Source organism: Streptomyces sp. RLA012, assembly GCF_056270325.1.
Map to the genome: position 1 here is coordinate 1,002,188 of NZ_JBWDPA010000002.1, position 20,724 is coordinate 1,022,911.

General features: G+C 68.2%; 16 protein-coding genes and 3 pseudogenes. 8 read left to right on the top strand and 11 right to left on the bottom strand.

Features of this window, described 5'->3' with window-relative positions; translation table 11 throughout:
- The first annotated feature begins 12 nt into the window (after positions 1–12).
- Both RV986_RS05015 and RV986_RS05020 read left to right on the top strand, forming a co-directional pair.
- Positions 13–999, top strand: coding sequence for an aldo/keto reductase (locus RV986_RS05015; RefSeq protein WP_475916213.1), 987 nt, complete (start codon positions 13–15; stop codon positions 997–999).
- A 323-nt stretch (positions 1,000–1,322) separates the two neighbouring features.
- Positions 1,323–2,516 carry an aldo/keto reductase gene (locus RV986_RS05020; RefSeq protein ID WP_475916214.1) on the top strand — a complete coding sequence of 398 codons (1,194 nt, stop codon included), beginning with the start codon at positions 1,323–1,325 and terminating at the stop codon, positions 2,514–2,516.
- A gap of 223 nt (positions 2,517–2,739) precedes the next feature.
- Here RV986_RS05020 and RV986_RS05025 read toward each other — a convergent pair whose 3' ends face one another.
- From RV986_RS05025 to RV986_RS05040, 4 genes and pseudogenes are all read right to left on the bottom strand, one after another.
- Positions 2,740–3,867, bottom strand: a complete 1,128-nt coding sequence (locus tag RV986_RS05025; RefSeq protein ID WP_475916215.1) for a PQQ-dependent sugar dehydrogenase — start codon at positions 3,865–3,867, stop codon at positions 2,740–2,742.
- Positions 3,868–4,058: 191 nt separating this feature from the next.
- Positions 4,059–4,904 carry an SDR family oxidoreductase gene (locus RV986_RS05030; RefSeq protein ID WP_475916216.1) on the bottom strand — a complete coding sequence of 282 codons (846 nt, stop codon included), beginning with the start codon at positions 4,902–4,904 and terminating at the stop codon, positions 4,059–4,061.
- A gap of 154 nt (positions 4,905–5,058) precedes the next feature.
- Positions 5,059–5,346 (bottom strand): annotated as a pseudogene (locus RV986_RS05035) (XdhC family protein); the annotation flags it as partial.
- Positions 5,347–5,486: 140 nt separating this feature from the next.
- Positions 5,487–6,386: a helix-turn-helix transcriptional regulator gene (locus tag RV986_RS05040; RefSeq protein ID WP_475916217.1), complete on the bottom strand. Its 900-nt coding sequence runs from the start codon at positions 6,384–6,386 to the stop codon at positions 5,487–5,489.
- A 307-nt stretch (positions 6,387–6,693) separates the two neighbouring features.
- Between RV986_RS05040 and RV986_RS05045 the strand changes: the two genes are divergently transcribed.
- The 3 genes from RV986_RS05045 (at position 6,694) to RV986_RS05055 (ending at position 9,912) form a co-directional block, all read left to right on the top strand.
- Positions 6,694–7,071, top strand: coding sequence for a DUF2255 family protein (locus RV986_RS05045; RefSeq protein WP_475916218.1), 378 nt, complete (start codon positions 6,694–6,696; stop codon positions 7,069–7,071).
- 147 nt (positions 7,072–7,218) lie between these two features.
- Entirely contained in the window at positions 7,219–8,802 is a 1,584-nt protein-coding gene (locus RV986_RS05050; protein WP_475916219.1) for a Na+/H+ antiporter, read from the top strand.
- A gap of 75 nt (positions 8,803–8,877) precedes the next feature.
- Positions 8,878–9,912, top strand: a complete 1,035-nt coding sequence (locus tag RV986_RS05055) for an SMP-30/gluconolactonase/LRE family protein (protein ID WP_475916220.1) — start codon at positions 8,878–8,880, stop codon at positions 9,910–9,912.
- A gap of 110 nt (positions 9,913–10,022) precedes the next feature.
- Here the strand turns inward: RV986_RS05055 and RV986_RS05060 are convergent, their stop codons facing one another.
- On the bottom strand, positions 10,023–10,616 hold the full coding sequence (locus tag RV986_RS05060) for a TetR/AcrR family transcriptional regulator (RefSeq protein ID WP_475916221.1): 594 nt from the start codon (positions 10,614–10,616) through the stop codon (positions 10,023–10,025).
- 130 nt (positions 10,617–10,746) lie between these two features.
- On the opposite strand from RV986_RS05060, the gene RV986_RS05065 reads away from it, so the two are divergent.
- Together RV986_RS05065 and RV986_RS05070 are read left to right on the top strand one after the other, a co-directional pair.
- Positions 10,747–11,517, top strand: a complete 771-nt coding sequence (locus RV986_RS05065; protein WP_475916222.1) for an SDR family NAD(P)-dependent oxidoreductase — start codon at positions 10,747–10,749, stop codon at positions 11,515–11,517.
- A gap of 55 nt (positions 11,518–11,572) precedes the next feature.
- A complete protein-coding gene (locus RV986_RS05070) occupies positions 11,573–12,316 on the top strand; it encodes an NADPH-dependent F420 reductase (RefSeq protein ID WP_475916223.1) in 744 nt (247 codons plus the stop codon).
- 118 nt (positions 12,317–12,434) lie between these two features.
- On the opposite strand, the gene RV986_RS05075 is transcribed toward RV986_RS05070, so the two are convergent.
- From RV986_RS05075 to RV986_RS05100, 6 genes and pseudogenes are all read right to left on the bottom strand, one after another.
- Positions 12,435–12,866 carry a hypothetical protein gene (locus tag RV986_RS05075; protein ID WP_475916224.1) on the bottom strand — a complete coding sequence of 144 codons (432 nt, stop codon included), beginning with the start codon at positions 12,864–12,866 and terminating at the stop codon, positions 12,435–12,437.
- A 45-nt stretch (positions 12,867–12,911) separates the two neighbouring features.
- Positions 12,912–13,340, bottom strand: coding sequence for an FAD:protein FMN transferase (locus RV986_RS05080; RefSeq protein WP_475916225.1), 429 nt, complete (start codon positions 13,338–13,340; stop codon positions 12,912–12,914).
- 67 nt (positions 13,341–13,407) lie between these two features.
- Positions 13,408–13,866, bottom strand: a pseudogene (locus RV986_RS05085) (FAD:protein FMN transferase); the annotation flags it as partial.
- 51 nt (positions 13,867–13,917) lie between these two features.
- Positions 13,918–14,961: an aldo/keto reductase gene (locus RV986_RS05090; protein ID WP_475916226.1), complete on the bottom strand. Its 1,044-nt coding sequence runs from the start codon at positions 14,959–14,961 to the stop codon at positions 13,918–13,920.
- Positions 14,962–15,123: 162 nt separating this feature from the next.
- Positions 15,124–16,158 (bottom strand): annotated as a pseudogene (locus tag RV986_RS05095) (DUF3533 domain-containing protein); the annotation flags it as partial.
- A gap of 323 nt (positions 16,159–16,481) precedes the next feature.
- The gene (locus RV986_RS05100) at positions 16,482–20,351 is read right to left on the bottom strand and encodes an NACHT domain-containing protein (protein WP_475916227.1); all 3,870 of its coding nucleotides are present in this window, start codon (positions 20,349–20,351) and stop codon (positions 16,482–16,484) included.
- A 128-nt stretch (positions 20,352–20,479) separates the two neighbouring features.
- On the opposite strand from RV986_RS05100, the gene RV986_RS05105 reads away from it, so the two are divergent.
- Complete coding sequence (locus RV986_RS05105) at positions 20,480–20,719, top strand: hypothetical protein (protein WP_475916228.1); 240 nt, start codon at positions 20,480–20,482, stop codon at positions 20,717–20,719.
- Positions 20,720–20,724: the final 5 nt, after the last annotated feature.

Sequence of the window (20,724 nt, forward strand, 5' to 3'; positions counted from 1 at the left end):
AGGTAGTTGTTCATGGAGTACACGCGCCTGGGAACCTCGGGCCTGAAGGTCAGCCGCATCGCCCTCGGCTGCATGAGCTTCGGCGACCCCGCGAAGCGCATGCCATGGGTGCTCGACGACACGGCGGCCGAGCCGATCTTCCGGCAGACCGTCGAACTCGGCATCACCTTCTGGGACACCGCCAACATTTACGGCCTGGGCACCTCGGAGGAGATCGTCGGGCGCGCGCTACGCAAGTACACCCAGCGCGACGACATCGTCCTCGCGACGAAACTGTTCCAGCCCATGCATCAGGGCCCGGGCGGCGCGGGGCTCTCACGCAAGGCCGTCATGGAACAGATCGACGCCTCGCTGCGGCGCCTGAATACCGACTATGTCGACCTGTACCAGATCCATCGCTTCGACCCCGAGACACCGGTCGAGGAGACGACGGAGGCACTGCACGACGTGGTCAAGGCGGGCAAGGCCCGCTACATCGGTGCCTCGTCGATGTGGGCGTGGCAGTTCGCCAAGATGCAGCACGCCGCGGAGGCGAACGGCTGGACGAAGTTCGTGTCCATGCAGGACCACTACAGCGTGATCCACCGCGAGGAGGAGCGGGAGATGTTCGGCCTGCTCGCGGACCAAGGCGTGGGCAGCATCCCGTGGAGCCCGCTCGGCGGGGGAAGGGTGACCCGCCCCTGGGGCGAGCAGGGCACGACACGCAGGTCGGAGGAGGACCGCCAGGTCGACATGAACGGCCGGCCGCTCTTCCTCGACAGCGACAAGGCCATCGTCGACGCCGTGCAGAAGATCGCCGAGGGACGCGGTGTGTCCATGGCACAGATCGCGCTGGCCTGGGTGCTCAACAACCCGGTGGTCTCTTCCCCGATCGTGGGCGCCACCAAGCCGCACCACCTGGCCGACGCCGTCGCGGCGCTCGACATCAAGCTCACCGACGACGAGGTCGACGCCCTCGAAGCGCCCTATGTTCCGCGCCTGCCCATCTTCTTCTCCTGATCGATCGGCGTACCGCACTGACTGCCTCAACGAGGCAGTCATACCCGGGTGTTGGGGGGCACTGCCAGGACGTGGAACAGCACGGCCTCCCACCCCGGCGGGCACGCTGATTGAATCAGCCTTACCGCCCGGCACCATCAGCGCCATGGGACGCCCGTCAACGGACGGGCTTCACCATCATGCGAAGTCACGGACATGTGCCGATGCCGCCGGCCGACGTGCCCAGGTGCTCACCTCTGGCGCGCTCTGCTTCTTCGCCGCCGACTGTGATGCGGTGACGCACCGAGGGTGCTCTCAACCGACGACCATGAGGGATGTAACTCATGCACGAACAGGACAGCACTCCGACCTCGACCGACCGCGGCCGTCGCGGCTTCCTGATGGGCGCGGCCGGTCTGGCGGCCACCTCCGTGGTGGCCGCGCCGACCACGCAGGCGCACGCGGCATCGCCTGCCTCGGGTGCCAGGGGCACCGCCGGCCGTCGCGACCAGGTGACCGCAGCCATCACGCAGACCGGTCACCGCCGGCTCGGGTCCCTGAAGGTCTCCAGCATCGGCCTCGGCACCCAGACCATGCCGGGCAACCTTTACGGTCCGGTCACCAGCCGCAAGGACATGGTCGCCCTCGTCCGGACAGCCGTCGATCAGGGGGTGACGCTCTTCGACACGGCCGAGGCGTACGGGCCGTTCGAGTCGGAACGGATCCTCGGCGAAGCCCTCCGGGCCGTCCGCGACGACGTGGTGATCGCGTCCAAGTTCGGCTGGAACATCGACCCGGACACCGGAGCAAACACCGGTCTGAACAGCCGTCCGGACCATATCCGTCAAGTGGTCGACGGCATGTTGAAGCGCCTGCGGACGGACCACATCGACCTGCTCTACCAGCACCGGGTCGATCCCACCGTCCCGATCGAGGACGTCGCGGACACGGTGAAGGACCTCATGGGCCAGGGCAAGGTGCTGCACTGGGGCCTTTCCGAGCCCGGTCTGCAGACCATCCGCCGGGCCCACGCGGTCCTGCCGCTCACCGCGATCCAGAACGAGTACTCCACGCTGTGGCGTGGACCGGAGGAGCAGGTCCTGCCACTCTGCGAGGAACTCGGCATCGGATTCGTGTGCTTTTCGCCTCTGGGCACGGGCTTCACGACCGGCACGATCAATCCGTACACCCGGTTCGCGGAGGGAGACCGCCGGACCGCGGCACCCCGCAACAGCCGGGACAACATGGCCGCCAACATGCCACTGGTACAGCTGCTCCAGGACTGGGCCGTACGTAAGGGCGCCACGCCCGCTCAGATCGACCTCGCCTGGCTGCAGGCCCAGAAGCCGTGGATCGTGCCGATTCCCAGCGCCACCAGGCTGTCCCACCTCCTGGAGAACATCGGCGCGGAAGAGGTCAGGTTCAGCCCCGACGAACTCCAGGAGCTCAACGCCGCCGTCGCGCAGATCACCATCCATGGTGCCAGGCTTCCGGCCGCATCCCTCGCGCTGACGGGTGTCGAAGCACCGAACCGCTGACCGGCGCCACACAACCCGAACAGCGCAGTACAGCGTCCTCTCGTCCCCGGACGAACCCCCCTACAGCCACGGGATGTTCGGCCGGGGACGGGTGGCGCCTGCCAGACTTCGGAAAGATGCCGAGTCCGCTGCCGACACCGACGGCCTCGACAGCCGCTCGCGGGCCGCAACGCGCAGTGGTGGACCGGACCGCGCAAGCCCGATGTGCCGTCCTGGTGTGCCTTCAGGACACCCGCAGAAGCAGGATCCGGTCATCACCGTCCTCCGGCGAGCCCTTGCCGTCCGTGTTGCTGGTGACCAGCCACAGCCTGTCGCCGCCCGCCGCGACCACCGTCCGCAGCCTGCCGTACGAGCCCTCAAGTGAGGCTGACGGCTCGCCCACGACCCTTGAGCCGTCCAGCGGGATGCGCCACAGGCGTTCGCCCCGCAGACTCGCCATCCAGATCGCGCCCTCGGCGTAGGAGATGCCGCTGGGTGAGGCGTCGGCGGGACGCCACTGCGCCACCGGGTCGGTGAAGCCCGCCCGGTCGCTCCTGCCCTCGGCCTCTGGCCAGCCGTAGTTGCGGCCGGGCCGGATCAGGTTCAGTTCGTCCCAGGTGTCCTGGCCGAACTCCGAGGCCCACAGCCGCCCGTCGTCATCGAAGGCCAGGCCCTGCGGGTTGCGGTGGCCGGAGGAGTACACCGGCGAGTCGGGCTCGGGGTTGCCGGGGGCAGGCCGGCCCTCGGGGGTCATGCGCAGGATCTTGCCCCCGAGCGAGTCCCTGTCCTGGGCGATCGGCTTGTCCCAGGTCTCGCCGGTGCCTGCGTAGAGCATGCCATCCGGGCCGAAGGCGATCCGACCGCCGTTGTGGTACGTCCCGGTGGGGATACCCTCCAACACCGTCTCCGGACGGCCCAGTTGCTTGCCTTGTGGGCGCGAGGTGTCGTACCGCATGCGGACGATGCGGTTGTCCGAGGCGGTCGTGAAGTAGGCGTACACCAGGCGGTCGGAGGCGAAGTCCGGGGAGACGGCAAGCCCGAGCAGGCCGCCCTCGCCCGGCAGGTCCTGCGCTCCCTGCACGGTGCCGGCCTCGGTCTTCCGGTCGTTGTCCGCGTCGACACGGGTGATCGTGCCGTCGTCTCGGGAGGAGACCAGCAGGTCGCCGTCCGGCAGCGCGGCCATACCCCACGGGGTGTTCAGTCCCTGCGTCACGGTCCGCAGGACTCGCACGCGCGAGGAACCCGCACCCGCGTTGTCCGTCCGGGCGGACGACGCGGAGTCCTCCTCGCCGCCCGACGTGCAGCCCGCGAGCATCAGTACGGTGGCGGCGCAGGCCGCGACCCAGGGCGTCTTCGGGGTGGGACGGGACACGGCGCGGTTCCTCTCGATGGCGCGGAAGGTGGCAGGGCTCAGGGGCTCGGGGCTGTATCAACATGCGGCTCCGCTGCGATGGGGGTCCCCCGCTCGAGCGAAGCCGGAAGTGGGGGAGCGACCAGCCACGACGGCGCCGCAGACGATCGACGGCCCCCTCACGCCACGCAGTTCCGGCGGAGCGCTTGGAGTCAGCCCTGCGCCCGGCCCACGGGCCACGCCTGCGCGGCCCGCAGCGCGGCGATCACGCCGCCGTCGGCCAGCAGGTCAGACCCGGTGATGAAGCCGGCCTGGTGTCCGAGCAGGAAGGCCGCTGCCTCGGCGACGTCGTCGGGGGTGCCGATGCGTCCGGCGGCCGACGTCTCGATCATCTGGCGGTACCCCTCGGCGCCGGGGCCGGACATCTCGTCCTGAGCCAGCGGCGTGGAGATGATGCCGGGGCTGATGCAGTTGATGCGGGCGCCATGCCTGCCCCACTCGACGGCGGCGGCCTGCACGCGCAGCGCGTTGCCCCGCTTGGACAGGGCGTAGGCGGCGCCGGAGTTGCCCACCTCCTCGGGGGCCAGGAACGGCAGGGCGAGCAGTTCGGAGACGGGGGTGCTCGCCAGCGCGTGCTCGGTGTCGTACGGGTAGGCGCCCGCCATGTGGCCGGCCATGCTGGAGATGACGACACCGGCGCCGCCGGGCGCGATAACGCGGGCGAACTCGTCGAGGACCAGCGCGGTGCCGAGCAGGTCGACGTGCAGGACCTGCTCCGTCGTGCCCTGTACAGGCGAGACTCCGGCGCTGTGCACGACCTGCGTGACGGGGCCCAGTTCTGCGGCGGCGTCGGCGAGCCGGGCCACCGCGTCGGGGTCGGACACGTCAACGATGTGCGTGGTCACGTCGTAGCCCGCGCCGCGGAACTGCTCGGCGGCAACGCCCAGAGCCTTCTCGCTGTAGTCGGCGAGCAGCACGATGCGGCCGATGCCCACACGCCGGGCGATCGCCAGGCCGATGCCGCCCGCGCCGATGATGACCGCTACGTCCTTGTCCATCGTCATGTCTCCTGTGATCCAAAAGAGGGTGCTTTGCCGAGGAAGAGAGCTCCTACGAGCATTCAGAATGCTTCGCGGCGCCGCGATGTGGCAGACCGGGCTGTGCCCTGGAGCGGTGTTCATTGACCTGCCAGGGCACCCCTCGCGGCAATGGCTCATGGACCGGCCCCGTGCCTGGGAGAGAGCCCACGTAACCCGCGGGCAGGCTCAGTGCCAGACGCAGAAGCGGGATGCCGAACTTGACGTCGTGGGTGAGCACGCATACGGCGGTACGGGCGTCCACGTCAGTGCCTGCCAGGTAGCGGTGGAGCCAGTCGACGGCCACCTGGTCGGCGTAAGGGAAGGCGGTGGCTAAGGCGGGCCGGGCCTCACATACGGTGACCCGGTAGCCGAGGAAGGCCCAAGCCGGGATGCGGGACGGGGCCGCGGTGACAGCTGTGAAATCGGCGCGTCCGGCCTGTGCCGGATGACGGATGGCCGCCAGGGAGTACTTCGCGTACGACTTCCGTGCCGACGCCCGGCAGTAGCAGCCAGTTCAAGCCAACGTGAGGCAATGGCGTATTTGAAGGGTTCACCGGTTCGCTAAGGCGCGGGCGTCGTCGACGATTTCGAGGCCCGCACCTGCGCGGCCTTGTCAAGGAGGACCATCGCGTCGTACGCGGGGGTGTCCGGCTCGGCGTAGAAGACCACCAGATGCTGACTGTTGGTGCCGTTCAGCGTCATTCCCTGGTAGCCCAGAGCGAGTTCACCGACGTCGGGGTGGTGGTACGTGTGGCGTCCGCTGGTGTTTCCCTGCACGTCGTACCGGTCCCACATGCGTGCGAACTCGGGGCTCTTGCTCAGGAGTTCGTCGACGATGACTGCGAGGTCGGGGGCGTCCGGCTCGATGCCGGCCAGGCCGCGCAGCCATGCGACGGCGCTGCGGACCGCGTCGTCCCAGTCGTCGAACAGGTCGCGGGCGGCGGGGTGGAGGAAGACGTAGCGCGCGATGTTGCGCTGCTCCCCCTGCCAGTCCTCGATCCCGGTGAACAGGTGCAGTCCGCCGGGGTTGGCGGCGAGCAGTTCGAAGGTGCGGCCGACGACGTACGCGGGATTGGGCCGCAGGCTCTCCAGGATCAGCTCGGTGCCCGGAGGTACAGACCGGCTGGGCAACGTCGTCGGCGCGGCCGCGTTCCCGTCGGCGCCCGCGGCAAGCTCTCGCAGGTGCTTGTGCTCGGCCTCCCCCAGGCGCAGGGCTCGGGCGATGGCATCGATCACGGACGGGCTGGGACGTGTCTCGGTCCCACGCTCCAGGCGTGCGTAGTAGTCGATGCTGATGCCGGCGAGGGTGGCAAGCTCCTCGCGGCGCAGCCCTGGGGTGCGGCGCAATCCGGAGGAAGTCGGCAGGCCGACATCGCCGGGCGCCACCCGGCTGCGGCGGGCTCGCAGGAACCGTCCCAGCTCGGTGCCGCCACTACCGCCACTCTGCTGCTCACGTGCCATGTCTTCCAGTGTGGCAGTCCCGTGACCCCAGTGGCGATGCACACGACGTCGAGGGGTGCCCTGTCACAGCACTGAACACGGCTGCCTGGCACAACCCGGCCTGCCATCCGGCGCCTGCGGGCGGCAAGCTGAGGGCACGCGGATGTTCCCAGGTCCGCGGCGTGTGGGCGTGGCCGGTGGCGAACGGGGTGACGATCCCCGAGGGCCTGCGCGTCCGCTTGCCGATCGTGACGTCGCTGCCCATCGTGACCTCGGCAGCCGCCCACCTGCGGCGGGGACCACATCCGTACGTACGAAGGAGACCCTGATGGCATCGGCATGGACGAACGACGAGCTCGACAGGGTCGGGTCGGCGGAGGAACTGGCGATCGCGTCCGTGCGCCAAGACGGTGCGCTGAGCAAGCCGCGGACGATCTGGGTCGTGCGCGTGGGTGACGGAATCTACGTCCGTTCGGTGTACGGCCCCACCTCCGGCTGGTTCCGCGCCACGCGTTCGCGTCAGGAGGGCCACATCCGGGCAGGCGGCGTGGACAAGGACGTCTCTTTCCTCGACGCCGACCGCGACATCAATGGTCAGGTGGACGCCGCCTACCGCAGCAAGTACGGGCACTACGCCGCGGAGATCATCGAGGCCATCACGAGCCGGAAGGCGTCCACCACGACGATGCAGCTGGTCCCGCGCTGAGCCCGGCTTCCGAAAAGAGCCGCACCCCGAGCCCCGACCCAAAAACCGTCCCGCACCCCGACCCCCGACCTGAGAACCGTCCCGCGCACCGCACTGGGCCTTCTGCGGCCTCCCGCCGCACTCGCACCACTGTCCAGGAGATGAAACGTGCTCGGTCTCGAACTCGTCGTGGTCCTGTGCGCGACCGTGCTCGTGTGCCAGGTCGCGGGAGACCGGCTCCGTATCGCCCCGCCCATCCTGCTGCTGGCGGCGGGAGCACTCCTGGGGTTCGTCCCGGCACTGCGTGAGGTGCATCTGCCCCCGGAGGCGATGCTGCTGCTGTTCCTCCCGGCACTGCTCTACTGGGAGAGCCTGACGACCTCCCTGCGCGGGATCCGGCAGGACCTGCGCGGCATCATGCTGATGAGCACGGCCCTGGTCATCCTCACCGCCTGGGCCGTGGCAGCCGTCGCGCACGCGCTGGGGCTGCCCTGGGGACCGGCGTGGGTACTCGGCGCCGCCGTCGCGCCCACTGACGCGACGACGGTCGGAGTCTTCGCCCGCATGCTGCCCCGCCGCAGCATCACCCTGCTGCGCGCCGAAAGCCTGATCAACGACGGCACGGCCCTGGTCGTCTACGGGCTCGCCGTCGGCATCACCGTCGGCGAGGAGCATTTCAGCGTGCCGCACGTCGGCTGGCTCTTCCTCCTGGCCTACGCGGGCGGGGCCGTGGCCGGAGCCGTGACCGCCTGGCTCGGCATTCAGCTGCGCCGCCGCCTGGACGACCCCCTGCTGGGGAACGTGGTCACGATCGGTACGCCCTTCACCGCGTTCCTCCTCGCCGAGGATATCGAGGCCTCCGGTGTCCTGGCCGTCGTGGTGGCCGGACTGATCATGAGCCAGGTCGGCCCGCGTCTGATCGGGGCGGCGGCGCGGCGGCAGGCGCAGGCGTTCTGGTCGCTGTCCACGTTCCTGCTCAACGCCTCCCTGTTCGTCCTCGTCGGGCTGGAGGCTCAGTCCGCCGCCCGCGACCTGACCAGCGACGACCTCACCCATGCCCTGATCACCGTCGGGCTCGTGTCCGTCGTGCTCGTCGCCGTGCGCTTCGCCTTCCAGTTCGGCGCCGTGTATCTGATCCGGCTGCTGGACCGCCGTCCGCAGCAACGGCTGCGCCGGATGAGCCACCGGGCCCGGGTGGTCGGCGGCGTCACCGGATTCCGGGGCGCGGTGTCGCTGGCCGTGGCGCTGTCGGTACCGGAGACGCTCGACTCGGGCGCGCCCTTCCCCGACCGCGACGTGATCGTCTTCGTCACCTCAGGGGTCATCATGCTGACCCTGGTGGTGCAGGGCCTGCTCCTGCCGCGCGTCGTCCGCTGGGCTCAACTTCCCCACGACGCCTCTGCCGAGGAGGAACGCTCCCTCGCCGAGACCACCGCCGCCGAGGAAGCCCTCAAGGCACTGCCGGAAGTGGCCGCCGACCTCGGCACCGCTCCGGAGGTCGCCGAATGGACGCGCCATGAATACGAGACCCACCTGCGCGTCGTACGCGCCGCCGACGACGAGACCGACGACGTGGTCCTCCGCAACAAGGAGGACTACACCGCGCTGCGCCTCGCCCTCCTCGCCCGCAAACGCGCCACCGTCGTCAGACTCCGCGACGAGAACCACATCGACGACACCGTGCTGCGCCAGGTGCAGGCCTACCTCGACATCGAGGACGTACGCCTGTCCGGGGCCAAGTTGAGCGACTGACGCGCCCCTGACCTTTCCTGTCCCACCCCACGCGCGACCACGGTTGCGCCCTTCAAGAAAAGTGCGATGCACCCCATGGAAACCTCCACAGCAGTCCCCACCGCAACCCCCCTGAAGAAGCGGTTCAGGCTCGCGGCGGCGATCGGGGCCACGGCGACCGTCCTTGTCTCGGCGCCCTACGCGTCGGCGGCGACGGAACAGACGTCCCAACAGGCGTCCCCTAGGCCGGTCGTCACCGACGTGAAGACCCTCGCCTCCTTCGACTTCGCCGCCGGCGACGCCCCGGAGAACATCACCGTCAACCCCGACAACTCGCTGACCGTCTCCCTGCTGGGCAGCGTGGCGGGCAAGCGTCCGGCGCTGGTACGGATCGGCCCCTCCGGGCGCAGCCAGGTGATCGTCGCCGGGCAGCCGGGCGACACGTTCACCGGTAACACGCGCGACCGCGATGGCACCATCTACTACAACGTGGCCTCTGGCGACGCCGCCCGGGCCGGCGTATGGAAGCTGCCCCTCGACGGCACCCCGCGCCGCATCGCCGCCCTGCCCACCGACGGCCTCCCCAACGGCCTGGCCCTCGACCCGTCCGGACGCACCCTGTACGCGGCCGACAGCAACAAGGCCACCGTCTGGACCGTCCCGGTCGCTGGCGGAAGGGCAACCGCCTGGCTGACCGACCCCGCCCTCGAAGGCGACCCGTCCGTACCCCTCGGTGCGAACGGGCTCCGCTTCCACAAGGGCGCCGTCTGGGTCTCCAACCTCGCGAAGGGAACGCTTCTACGGATCCCGGTGACCGCCGCCGGCGCACCCGGCCGGATCCACACGGTGACCAGCAGCCTCACCGGCGTCGACGACTTCAACTTCCTCAACGACCGCTCCGACGTGGTGTTCGCCGCGCAGAACGGCCCCAGCCAGGTCGCGGTCGTCCACCCCGACGGGACCACCGAGACCGTCCTGACGTCCAAGGACGGCCTCGCTTCCCCCACCTCCACCGCGATACGCGGAAACCGGCTCTACATCACCGACGCCGGTCTCAACGAGCCCCACGACGCGAAGGTGCAGCGCGGAACGATCGACCCCGCCGCACTGAACTGCGGCCCGACCTCCTGAACCTGCCGCAAGCAGGGGTCCGCAGCAGAACCTGCTGCGGACCTCTGTCACACAACCTTGCGGGACCGAGGCAGATCGCCGGGTCCAGGGCGGGCTCGCCGGTGTCGCACCTATCGCGGTGCGACTGCTGCGAAGGCCTCATCGAGGAGGTCATCGAGGTCCAGGCGACCGTCGGAAGCGGTCCACTCGTTGACGGCGATGTTCAGACAGTCCACTGCGGCGGCAGCACGTACCAGCGGACCCAAGCCCGTCGGCCCCGAGGAATCGCCGCGTTCGGCAAGTGCCTGGGCGATGGCCGGACGCCAGCCGTTCTGCTTCTCCTGACTGCGCGCGCACAGCGCGGGTGTCCGCATGATCAGCTGGGACATCGCGAGGGCGCCGTCCGGGTCCTTGCGGTGCTCCTCGATGACGGTGCCCAGTGCCCGCCGCAGCGCCGTCCAGTCGTCCTCGTCGGCGGGCCGGGCGCGTACCGCGTCGGCGACCTGCTGGCCCTGCCCGTCGACGGCGCCCAGGACGGCGTCCTCCTTGGTGTCGAAATAGCGCAGGAAGGTGCTGCGGGACACGCCGGCAGCCGCGGCCAGGTCGTTGACGGTGACGTTCCCGAAGCCTTCGCGGCGAAACAGGTCGAAGGCCACCTTGGCGAGCTCGGACTGGATGGCCGCCCGCGCGATGTCTCTCGTGTTCGTACGTGTCGCTCCGTTCACTCCGCGATCCTACCTTCCGCTCGGTCACGACTCGCACTTCCAGATTACAGGCGCTAGTGTGACACTGAGTTTCAGATTAGAGTCGCGCGCTCGCGACTGGACCATGAATTACAAGTTGAAGGAGAGAACCATGAGAGGTCTACAAGGCAGGAGAATCGTGGTCGCCGGCGGCGCGACCGGGATCGGCGCCGCCACCGCTGAGCGGCTCGCCGAGGAGGGTGCCTCGGTCGTCGTGGGCGACATCAACCTGTCGGGAGCGGAGGCGACCGCCAAGGGCATAACCGAGGCGGGCGGCACAGCGATCGCCGTCGAGTTCGACCTCGCCAACGAGGCCTCCGTACAGGCGCTGGTCGATCGGACAGTCACCGATTTCGGCGGGGTCGACGGCCTCTTCAACGTCGGCGCCGACCTGTCCAGCGACACTCTGGGTCGTGACGGCGACCTGCTGGAGATGGACCCGGCGGTGTGGCGGCGCACCCACGACGTGAACCTGCTCGGCTACGCCCTCACCTGCCGGGCGGTCCTGCCGTACCTGCTCGCCCAAGGGGGCGGCGTCATCGTCAACACCTCCTCCGGAGCCGCATGGGGCGGCGAACCCACTCGACCCGCGTACGCCGCGTCCAAGGCGGGGATCAACGCACTGACCCGCCACATCGCCTCCCGCTGGGGCAAGGAGGGCATTCGCTGCAACGCGGTCGCCCCCGGCCTGGTCATGGGCGAGACCCAGAAGGGACAGGACGACCAGCAGCTGCAGGCCATGGCGTTGCAGTACGCCCGCAGCCCGCGCCTCGGCGAGCCCGCCGACTTGGCCGCCGCCGTCGCCTTCCTCTTCTCCGATGACGCGGCCTGGATCAGCGGCCAGGCCTGGTCGATCGACGGCGGCATGAGCCTGCGCGGCTGAGACCGACCCCACCGTTTTCCCACCAATTCACCTTTTGCAATGGAGACATGACGACATGACCAAAACCCTCGGACTCATCGGCGCCGGCAACATCGGCAGCGCGCTTGCCCGTCTCGCCGTCGCCGCCGGACTGGACGTCGTACTGAGCAACTCGCGCGGCCCCGAGACCCTCACCGACCTCGTCACCGAACTTGGTGAGCGCGCGCGTGCGGCCACACCCTCCGAGGCCGCGCAGGCCGGTGATCTGGTGGTGGCGACGGTCCCGCTGAGCAGCTTTCAGCAGCTCCCCGCCGCCGCGCTGGCGGGCAAGACCGTCATCGACACCATGAACTACTACCCCGAGCGCGACAACCGGATTGCCGAGCTGGACGCGGGTGCGCAGACCTCCAGCTCCCTGGTGCAGCGGCACCTTGCCGACGCCCAGGTGGTGAAGGCCTTCAACAACATCGACTTCGTGCGCCTCTTCACCGCCGCCCGGACCGCCGGCGCCGACGACCGCAGCGCCCTGCCCATCGCCGGTGACGACACGGCCGCCAAGGCCCAGGTGACGGAACTGCTGGACGCGCTGGGCTACGACGCAGTCGACATCGGCACGCTGGCCGACAGCTGGCGCAGCGAGCCGGGCACTCCCGTCTACGTCCAGCCGTACTTGCCGGCGCAGCCCGAGGGGCTGACCGACGAGGAGAAGTGGCGCTGGTTCTCCGAGGCCCCCAGCATCCCGGTACCTGCCGACAAGGTGCGGGAACTGACCGACACGGCCGTCCGACGCTCCGCCGGCGACGCCCGCGCGACGCTCTAGGACTGGACGAGGAGGCGGGCAGGCTCTGCCGAGGGTGGTCGGGGACGTGGCCTGAGCACCTTCGTGCCCGCGGCCGGCGGAGCCAGCAGCGTGTGCAAGTGTGGGCTGCGGCCGACAGTCACCTGGACGCTTCAACCTTGATCCGTGCCAGAGCGTCGTTGAAACCCTTCGGGGTACCGCTGTTCCCGGCCACCCGGTCCAGGCGCACGCTGTCGATGTCCTTGCCGACGACGAGTCGTGGCACCGCGGCGGCGAAGCGCTTCTGCAGGGCGAGCGAAGTCTCGTCCGTCGCGTGGGGCGTCACCTTGACGGCGGTGATCGTGCCGTCTGCGAGGGTTACGGTCACCCCGATGCTCGAGGGAAGGTTCCCGTACCAGCCCTCGGCCTCGAACTGGCCGTCCGCGTAAGTTGGAGAACCTTGCCCGGCGCCGTTGTCCGAAGCGGACGGTGCACTCGCGCCGTCCGCGTCCGTGGAGGCGCATCCCGTCGTGATGGCCGCGGAGAGAGATACCCCTATCGCGGTCGTGATCTTCTTACTCAGAGCCGTCATGTTCCTCCTTGTCGTGGTCTTCGGCACGACGTCTGGTGGCATCGCTCACCTGAACAGCTCGCCGTCGAAGTCCCGCGAGATCTCCGCGTGACCGCTGGCGTACATGCGCACGTAGTCGAAGTCGAAGGTCTGTGAGAGTCGGCGCGCGTCGGTGAAGAACAGCGCCGTCGCCAGCCCGTCGGCGAGAGCGGCACTGTCGGCCACGACCCAGGTGGCGACCACCTTGCGGGCCGGGCGACCGGTGCGCCCGTCGAGCAGATGGTGCAGCCCGTCGCCCCAGGCGCGTGCGCCGATCCCGGACGCGCACAGCGCACGTTCCCGCAAGCTGGCCACACCGATGACGAGCTGTGGGTCGAACGGATGCTCCAGGCCGACTTGGATGGCGCGTTCGCCCGCATGACGCAGATCCCCGCTCGCGTCGATGACGAAGCGGGCGAGCCCGGCCTCCCGGAGGATCGCCGAGACGATGTCCACCAGGTATCCCTTGCCGACCGCCGCCCACGTCGATCACGACCGGCCGCCGGGTGAGGAGCTCTCTGCCGTTCCGCACGATGTCCGCCGCCCAGGTCGCCCGGCCCCGGGCAACCTCCTCGGCCCGGACCGTCTCCGGGACCGGTGTGAGGGAGTACGAGGCGTCGTACCCGAGGAGTTCGAGATCACGGCCGACGAGCGGGTCGACCGCACCGCCCGTCACGGTGACGAGGCGGTCGTAGAGGTCGAACAGGGCGAGTGAGTCCTCCGGGAACTCGAACCGGCCGCCGACGCGCGCGGCCGCGATCCGGGACACGAGTGAGTCGGGACGGAAGCGGGAGTAGGTGGCGTCGAACCGTCGGATGCGGTCAAGGATCCGGTGGCGCAGGCTTCCGCTCAGTGGATCGTCGGTGTCGATCTGCCATCCGGTGCCGATGGCGTCGAAGGTGAACCGGCTGCCTTCGGCTGGCGGTCCACCATGGGCTGTTGGCCTGGAGACCTCGCCCAGGTGCCGCGGGATGTGGTGCACGGTTGCCGCTCCGTACGGTTGGTCGGCGATTCGCTCCAGACCTGGTCGGCGTCAGCCCAGCTGAGGCCCACCGCTGACGGTCCGGGCGCTCTGGGCGAGCCCGAACGGGCCGTACGGGTAAGGCGGCGGGTTCGGATCGCTGGCCTTGTCGAGCAGGTCCATGGCGTCCGCGTCGAGATGCAGGTCGGCAGCGCCGAGGTTGTCGGTCAGCTGCTTCATGTCACGGGCACCGATGATGACCGAGGTGACGCCCTCACGTGCGGCGACCCAAGCGAGCGCCACCTGGGCGGGCGAGACCCCGGTGTTCTCGGCGACCTGGACGACGGCGTCGGCCGCGGCCCAGGTTTGGTCGGCATTGGCGTAGTTGGCCGACGTGTACTCGTACAGCGGATTGCCTCCCCCGGCCCGGGTGTCGGGTGCGGGCTGGGCCCCGCGCGTGTACTTCCCCGTGAGGAAGCCGCTCGCCAGGGGCGACCAGGGCAGCACACCGAGTCCGTTGTGCGCCGCCGCCGGCAGCACCTCCCACTCCACCTCGCGGACGGCGAGGTTGTACTGCTCCTGGAGGGTGACCGGGACCGGCCATCCGTTTGCACGGGCGGTGGAGACGGCGAGCTGAAGCTGCCAGCCGGTGAAGTTCGACAGGCCCGCGTAGCGGATCTTGCCCGCCGTGACGGCCGAGTCGAAGAACGACAAGGTCTCCTCGATCGGGGTCAGCGGGTCCCAGGCGTGCACCTGGTACAGATCGACGCAGTCCACGCCCAGTCGACGAAGCGATCCTTCCAGCGCCCGGGAGAGATGGCGCCGGGACAGGCCGATGTCGTTGACGTCGTCGGTGAAGGGGAAGCGGCCCTTGGTGGCCAGGACGACCCGGTCGGTGACGTCGCTCGGGCGGCTCGCAAGCCACCGGCCGATGATCTCCTCCGTCACACCGCGGTTGTAGAGATCGGCGGTGTCCAGAAGGTTCCCGCCCGCCTCCAGGAAGGCGTCCATCTGGGCGGATGCCTCCTCCTGGGGAGTCTCGTCGCCGAAGGTCATCGTGCCGAGCGCGAGGTTCGACACGACCGTGCCGGTGTTGCCGAGCCGACGGTATTCCATCGTTCGGCCTACGGGAAAGACCATCTGGGCCGAACAGCTCATCCAGGCGACCTGAGCGGTCTCCCTCGACGGCGCCGACTGCGGAAGCTGATCCGGTCCATGTCCAGGCTCGGCGGGGTGCAGACGGTGCCGGCTGTCCGCAGCCGCGTCCGACCCGTTCGGCTACGCCGGAACCCCCGCCGGCGTCGGCTTCTCCACCTCGGAGGGAATGCGGTGCAGCCCCTTCCGGTCGTACAGCCGGGTCACGCCGAAGCCGAAGAGGGAAGCTGCAACGAGGCCGATCGCCAGCATGGCCCAGCCCCGGGTCAGGCCCGCGTCGCCCTGGGCGTCGTAGTAGAGGATCGAACGGACACCGTCGGTGATCTGCCGCAGCGGCTCGAACTCCGCGAGGAAGCGGTAGAATCCGGGCAGCGCCTCTATGGGCATGGTGGCACCGGCCGTCGGCACGGCCATCGCGACGAAGATCAGCGCAACGAGCAGCATGCCGGGCGTGCCGAAGACAGCGAGCAGGGCCAGCCCGCCGATCCCGGCGACCGCGATCGCGCACACCGAGTACAGCCACAGCAGGGGCAGGTGGGAGACATCCATCCCCATGCCGACCGCTCCCGCCAGCACCAGGCTGCCCATGAGCACAGAGAGGCCGGCCATGAGGGTGCTGCTGATGGCGAGGGTCTGTACCCGGCTCGCACGGATCAGCGGGCGGTGCTTGCGAAGCGGCCCCATGTCGTTGTGGGTGTAGCCGAGGACGTGGTCCACCTGGCCGCTGATGACATTGGCGGCAAGCATGCCGCAGACCACGAGGACCAACGCGTAGTAAAAGGCGGTCATGCCGAGACCACTGTGCGAGTGAAGCGGGTGCCCGTCCTTCACGGTGACGACTGCCGGGTCGGCCAGTAGGAGGCGCTCCGCCGGAGGCAGCTTCGTCTGCTCGGCTCCGGCCTGCGCACTCAGCTCCCTGCCCACCTGACTTGAGGCGTTCTTGGCCGCTTCCGTCGTGGCCGACCGCGCCAGGCTGGAGCCAAGACTTCCGGCGGACTGGTTGGTCACCACCGTCAGCGTCGGGCGAACCGGCTTCTTGTCGGCCGCGGTGCTGATCAGCGTGGTGGTGGAGGAGGAGAAGTCGCCGGGAACGACCAGCGCGCCGAACAGCTTGCCCTGGCCGAGTTCCTTGTTCATCTTCTGCTCGTCCATCACCTTCCTGTGACGGAGCATCGTTGCTTGCGAGTGGAAGGGGAGGGAAGACCTGCTCGGCGGGCCCGGTGGCGTGCGATTGTCTGCGAGTTTGGCGGGCCGAAGTTCGCGAGTCTGCGGTCGTGTTGGTCACCCGCCGTGACGGCGAGTGCTCTGACCGCATAGGTTGCCCGCAGCGGTGTCACCTTTCAGCACACCAAGCCATGCAAGGAAACCACTGAACCCGGACCACCAGGAGAAGCGGACCGGGATCGAGGAGGTTCTTCAGTGCCTCCCTGACCGGGGATGCGCCTTCAACGGGTTGGGGCCGCTGGGGATCCGGCGGCCACTCACCTTTCCAGCCTGGCGTGCAATTCCTGAGCTTTGTCACGGAGTGCCTGGCTGAGGCGGTCGTCGGCCGACCATCGCAGGAGGCAGTTTCGAGCGTAAGTAGCATCGCCAGCTTCTGGCAGCGCCATGGCGAAGGCTGTCAGGTCTAGTTCGTAGTGCCCGTTGAGGTGGTGTACAAGGGATCTTGACTCGCCAGCGTCGGCGGCTCCATCGGGCCAGCCGTCCGCCATGCGGATACCGTAGGCCAGCGCGTCGTCCGTCAGGCGGCTCGGGTCGCGGTACTGCTCGAACTCGTCTTCCTCGATGACGGGGTCGTAAGAGCACAGCCTCCGCAGGAGGCTAAGGACGCGTGGGTCTGAGGGCCAGTGGCCCTCAGTCCGGTCAAGCAATGCGGGCAGGATGTCGGCGTCGGCCAAGAGTTCCGTGAGTGAGTCCGCACCACGCAGGATGCGCTGCAGGACCAGCATGTTGGTTTCGCCGTGCTCGAGGAAGTCGCCGAACTGCTCGAGCCCTTCGCGGAAGGTGGTTCCGTTGTTGAGGTCGGCCAGGATCTGGCGTACGGCCGGCTTCATCGTCGCCTGGAGCATGTCCTCGTGGCGAAGGTATTGGAGTATGCCCCAGCGTGCCGCCACGGACAGGTCACGATCTGACAAGCACTCGTCGAAGAAGCCCAGGCTTTCGTCCGGCGGGGCGAGGTCGGTGAGCATGCGCAGGGCGTCGTGGAAGTCGGGCGGCCAGAAGATGTGGCCTGCGCGGAGTTCATGGGCCATGCGCTGTGCAGCGAGGTTGATCAGATTGCTGTCGTGTCGCACGAGGCGGGCCACCTCAACGATGTCCTTGCCGTCGGCGCTGGTTGTCAGGTCCGTGAGGGCCTCGTAAGCGACGTGGTCGAGCTTGCCGTTGAGGTGGCACTTGATGAGGTGCAGCCGCGATCCGGTATCCACACGGGAACTCCTCATCAAGGTGGTCACGCGCTCTTCGGCTCGGCGTTCCCCAAGCCGGACCAGGATGTTGAGTGACTCGATGTGTGCGTAGTCCTCGAGCGGGACGTTTTCCACGAGGTACCACAGGCATGCCACCGCGGCCTCTGGGTCGTCTGCCGCGGCGAGGTGTCGCACCGGGTCAAGGGCGCGGCCCAGGGTCTCTTCATCCCGGTGGAGGATGTCCCACGTGGCACCGGCAGCTCCGGGGGGCCGTGGCTCCAGGATCGTGCTGCTGACGAAAGCCGCTGCACCGGGACCGGCGCCCTGGACTATGAGAGCGAGGATCTGTGCCGTGACATGCGCTGCCTCGGTGGACGGACCGCTGCCGACGCGAATGACATGCGGTGAATCGGCGTCGAGTTCATCCTGTTCGGCGATGACACGACCGAGCAGATGGCGTGTCAGGCCGGCGAAGTCGGCGGATGGCAGGCGGCCGCAGAGGGCGGTGATCTCTCGCACTGCTCCCTCCAGCCACATGTATTGGACCACTGCCTGCGCGCTGGCCAGTGCCAGATCCGTACGCTCCGCCAGAAGGAATCGGTCGACTACCACGCCGGCGTAGGGGTTCTCGCACAGTCGAAGGTGCCGGATACTGCCCTCCGGGTCGCCCATAGCTCGGCAGGCGTCGGCGATGATGACACGGTCCAAGTCGTCGAGTCGGTCCGGGTCTTCGAGCTGGTCCTGGTCGAACGGGGCGAGGAGCCGGTTGACGTGCTCGTGAGCGTCAGGGCCGAGGAAGGTCAGAGCCTGCGCCGTGATCACCGCACTGTTCTGGTCGCACGTGCTCGATCTGCCGGGCCACGTCGTCACGGTGCGTTCTCGGGGCGATGCTGCGTCGAGAGCGTCGAGGGCCAGTTGCACGGTGGCCTCGACGGTGTCGATGGAGGCCATCGTACGCACGGCCACACGCAAGGCGACCCCGTAGGCGGTTTTGGGGTCTGCAAGCAGGCTGGCCAGATGTCCGGGAACGGTGGTGCGGTCGGGCAGGGCAAGAATGACGTCGGTGTACAGGTCGGCGTTGTGGATCGTCCCCGAGCGCTGGCACAGACGCTCCACGAGGGCGTTGTAGGTGGGGGCCGAGGCCCGAGCCCCGAAGGCGACGAGTCGGCCGGCCAGGACCGCGGGGTAGTCGGGTTGGCTGCTGTCTCCATTGACGGTGACGAGGCTGTGACCGTAGTGGTGGGGCGCCATGTCGTTGCTGTCGCTGCGCGCCAACAGAACGTGCAACAGCGGCTCGAAGTCCCCGCCGTGACGCTCGATAAAGGTGACGATCGCCATGACAAAGACATCGGTGTGCAGATAGCGCAGGGCCCAGCCGATGAGGCGGTCTGACTCTAGATCGCTTGGCGGCCACGGCCTCTGGCGGTGGGTTCCCTCGATCCGAAGGGCCTTGTCGAGATCGTTGGCGTAGGCCTGACCGACCATGAACTCGGCCAGGACGCGGTGCGCCCATTGCAGGGTTCCGGCGTGCTCGGTGACCAGGCCGGTGCTCTTGAGGACGGTGATGATCAGGCTGTCCGGGTCGCGTACGAAGGTCAGCGCATCGGCGGACAGAAGTGCCTTGGCCTGGTCGACTGCGGCCTGCAGGGGGTCCTGGCCGAACAACACCAGTGCGCGGGCGGTTTCCAGCAGCAGCGTCTGACGCAGCTCGACCAGGGTGCGGGCCACATTGAAGGTGACTCCGGCGTTGGTGATTGTTGTGGTGAGCTTCTCCTCCACCTCATGGTTATCGTGCCGTTCACCGATACACAGGCCCAAAAACCGGGCCAACAGGTGCACTTTGCTTGTCGGAAAGACAGCGGATTCGTCCTCAGCCACGATCATGCCGAGCGTGCAGCGCAAGTAGAGGGGTGATTGAGCGATCCACGCGTTCGCGGGCTGCAGGATGTCCGCGAGAAAGCCGTCCAGAAGCGGAGTATCGGCAAGGAAGGCTTTGGCCAGTTTGCGGGTGTCATCGGGGGCGAAGCGGCTGATCCGGTAGTGCGCGAAGCCGGCCTTGCATAAATCCTGCAGGTCCGATCCGGCGGCGGGTCGCGTGGTGATGACGATGTCCAGGTCGACTGTCTGACCGTCGGCCAGCACCGCCAGGTCTTTGATGAGATCCGTTCGGTCCTGGGAGTCGACGATCTCATCCAGGCCGTCGACCAGGAGCAGCCATCGGGCATCGAGGGCGGGTGACTTCCAAAAGCCCTGCTTGAGTGGTGGCGACTGTGTTTTGAGGTTGGCCTGGAGCCCGGCCAGGATGCGTTCGGTCAGCAGGCCGCGGCCTGCGATGTCACGAGCCGACAGCCATAGGGGGATACGTGCTTGACCTGAGTCCGCAAGCCGCTTGGCTTCAGTAGCTGATTGGGTGCTCGCTCCAGTCAGAACCTCGGTGTACGCGATCATGATGTGCCGCAGGGCAGACGTCTTCCCAGAGCCGGCGACACCCTCAATGATCGCGTGACGCTGACGGGAAAGAACGGGGAACAAGCCTTCGACGGAGGAGGAGACGGGGCCTTGCTCGGTCGCCACTTTCTCCAACTGGGCCTCTACATACGGCTCCCGGTGACCTGTGCGGCCCATGGGAAGGCTGTATGCGCCCGCCAATAGGGCGCTGGCCTGCTGGGTCAGGAACTTCCGGACGTCACGGTCTCGCGTGCTGACTGCGCCGTCCTGTATCTCGTCGAGGAGCCGCCGTATTCGTTGCTTGTCATCCGAGCCAATGTTTAGGACCCTGATCAGCCCATTGATGATCTCCTCCTGCGGCAGGCTGTCGCCCCTGAGCAGGTTGTACAGCGCGCTCCGCGAGATACCGACTTGGCTCGCGATCTGCGTCTTGGGCTTCTTTTGGTTCTTGATGTGCGTCTCGATCAAAGCGATCAGTGCACGTTGAGCTTCCGTCATTCGTGTTCCCCCTGTACTTCCACGATTGACATCAGCAGCTTGACATATGGGTGTGCACTTTGCACAGCACTGCACAGATTTAGGCGGACGCTTCCTGGTATCAGTCCAAACGGCATCAGGAGCCAGGAATGATCGGATTGTTGATCCAGGCCGCAGCAGAGGCAGGAGAGCCCTTCTCTGAGGGAGCTCAGTTTCTCGCCGCAGTGGGTGTGTTGGCGGGCGTGACCGGTGCGGCGATCGCCGGCGTGGTACGGTCCTATGCGCTGATGCTGCGGGCTCGTGCAGACCTGGTGCGCGCACGGATGGGTACGCCGACGGCGGACATTGTCGAGGAAGCAGAAGGCGTCGAAGACGAAGCATCGTCGTGAGGACG

Bases quoted from the DNA above. Each gene is read 5' to 3' on its own strand.
- RV986_RS05015 (WP_475916213.1), top strand. From the start codon at position 13: ATGGAGTACACGCGCCTGGGAACCTCGGGCCTGAAGGTCAGCCGCATC.
- RV986_RS05020 (WP_475916214.1), top strand. From the start codon at position 1,323: ATGCACGAACAGGACAGCACTCCGACCTCGACCGACCGCGGCCGTCGC.
- RV986_RS05030 (WP_475916216.1), bottom strand. From the start codon at position 4,904: ATGGACAAGGACGTAGCGGTCATCATCGGCGCGGGCGGCATCGGCCTG.
- RV986_RS05040 (WP_475916217.1), bottom strand. From the start codon at position 6,386: ATGGCACGTGAGCAGCAGAGTGGCGGTAGTGGCGGCACCGAGCTGGGA.
- RV986_RS05045 (WP_475916218.1), top strand. From the start codon at position 6,694: ATGGCATCGGCATGGACGAACGACGAGCTCGACAGGGTCGGGTCGGCG.
- RV986_RS05055 (WP_475916220.1), top strand. From the start codon at position 8,878: ATGGAAACCTCCACAGCAGTCCCCACCGCAACCCCCCTGAAGAAGCGG.
- RV986_RS05065 (WP_475916222.1), top strand. From the start codon at position 10,747: ATGAGAGGTCTACAAGGCAGGAGAATCGTGGTCGCCGGCGGCGCGACC.
- RV986_RS05070 (WP_475916223.1), top strand. From the start codon at position 11,573: ATGACCAAAACCCTCGGACTCATCGGCGCCGGCAACATCGGCAGCGCG.
- RV986_RS05075 (WP_475916224.1), bottom strand. From the start codon at position 12,866: ATGACGGCTCTGAGTAAGAAGATCACGACCGCGATAGGGGTATCTCTC.
- RV986_RS05090 (WP_475916226.1), bottom strand. From the start codon at position 14,961: ATGGAATACCGTCGGCTCGGCAACACCGGCACGGTCGTGTCGAACCTC.
- RV986_RS05100 (WP_475916227.1), bottom strand. From the start codon at position 20,351: ATGACGGAAGCTCAACGTGCACTGATCGCTTTGATCGAGACGCACATC.
- RV986_RS05105 (WP_475916228.1), top strand. From the start codon at position 20,480: ATGATCGGATTGTTGATCCAGGCCGCAGCAGAGGCAGGAGAGCCCTTC.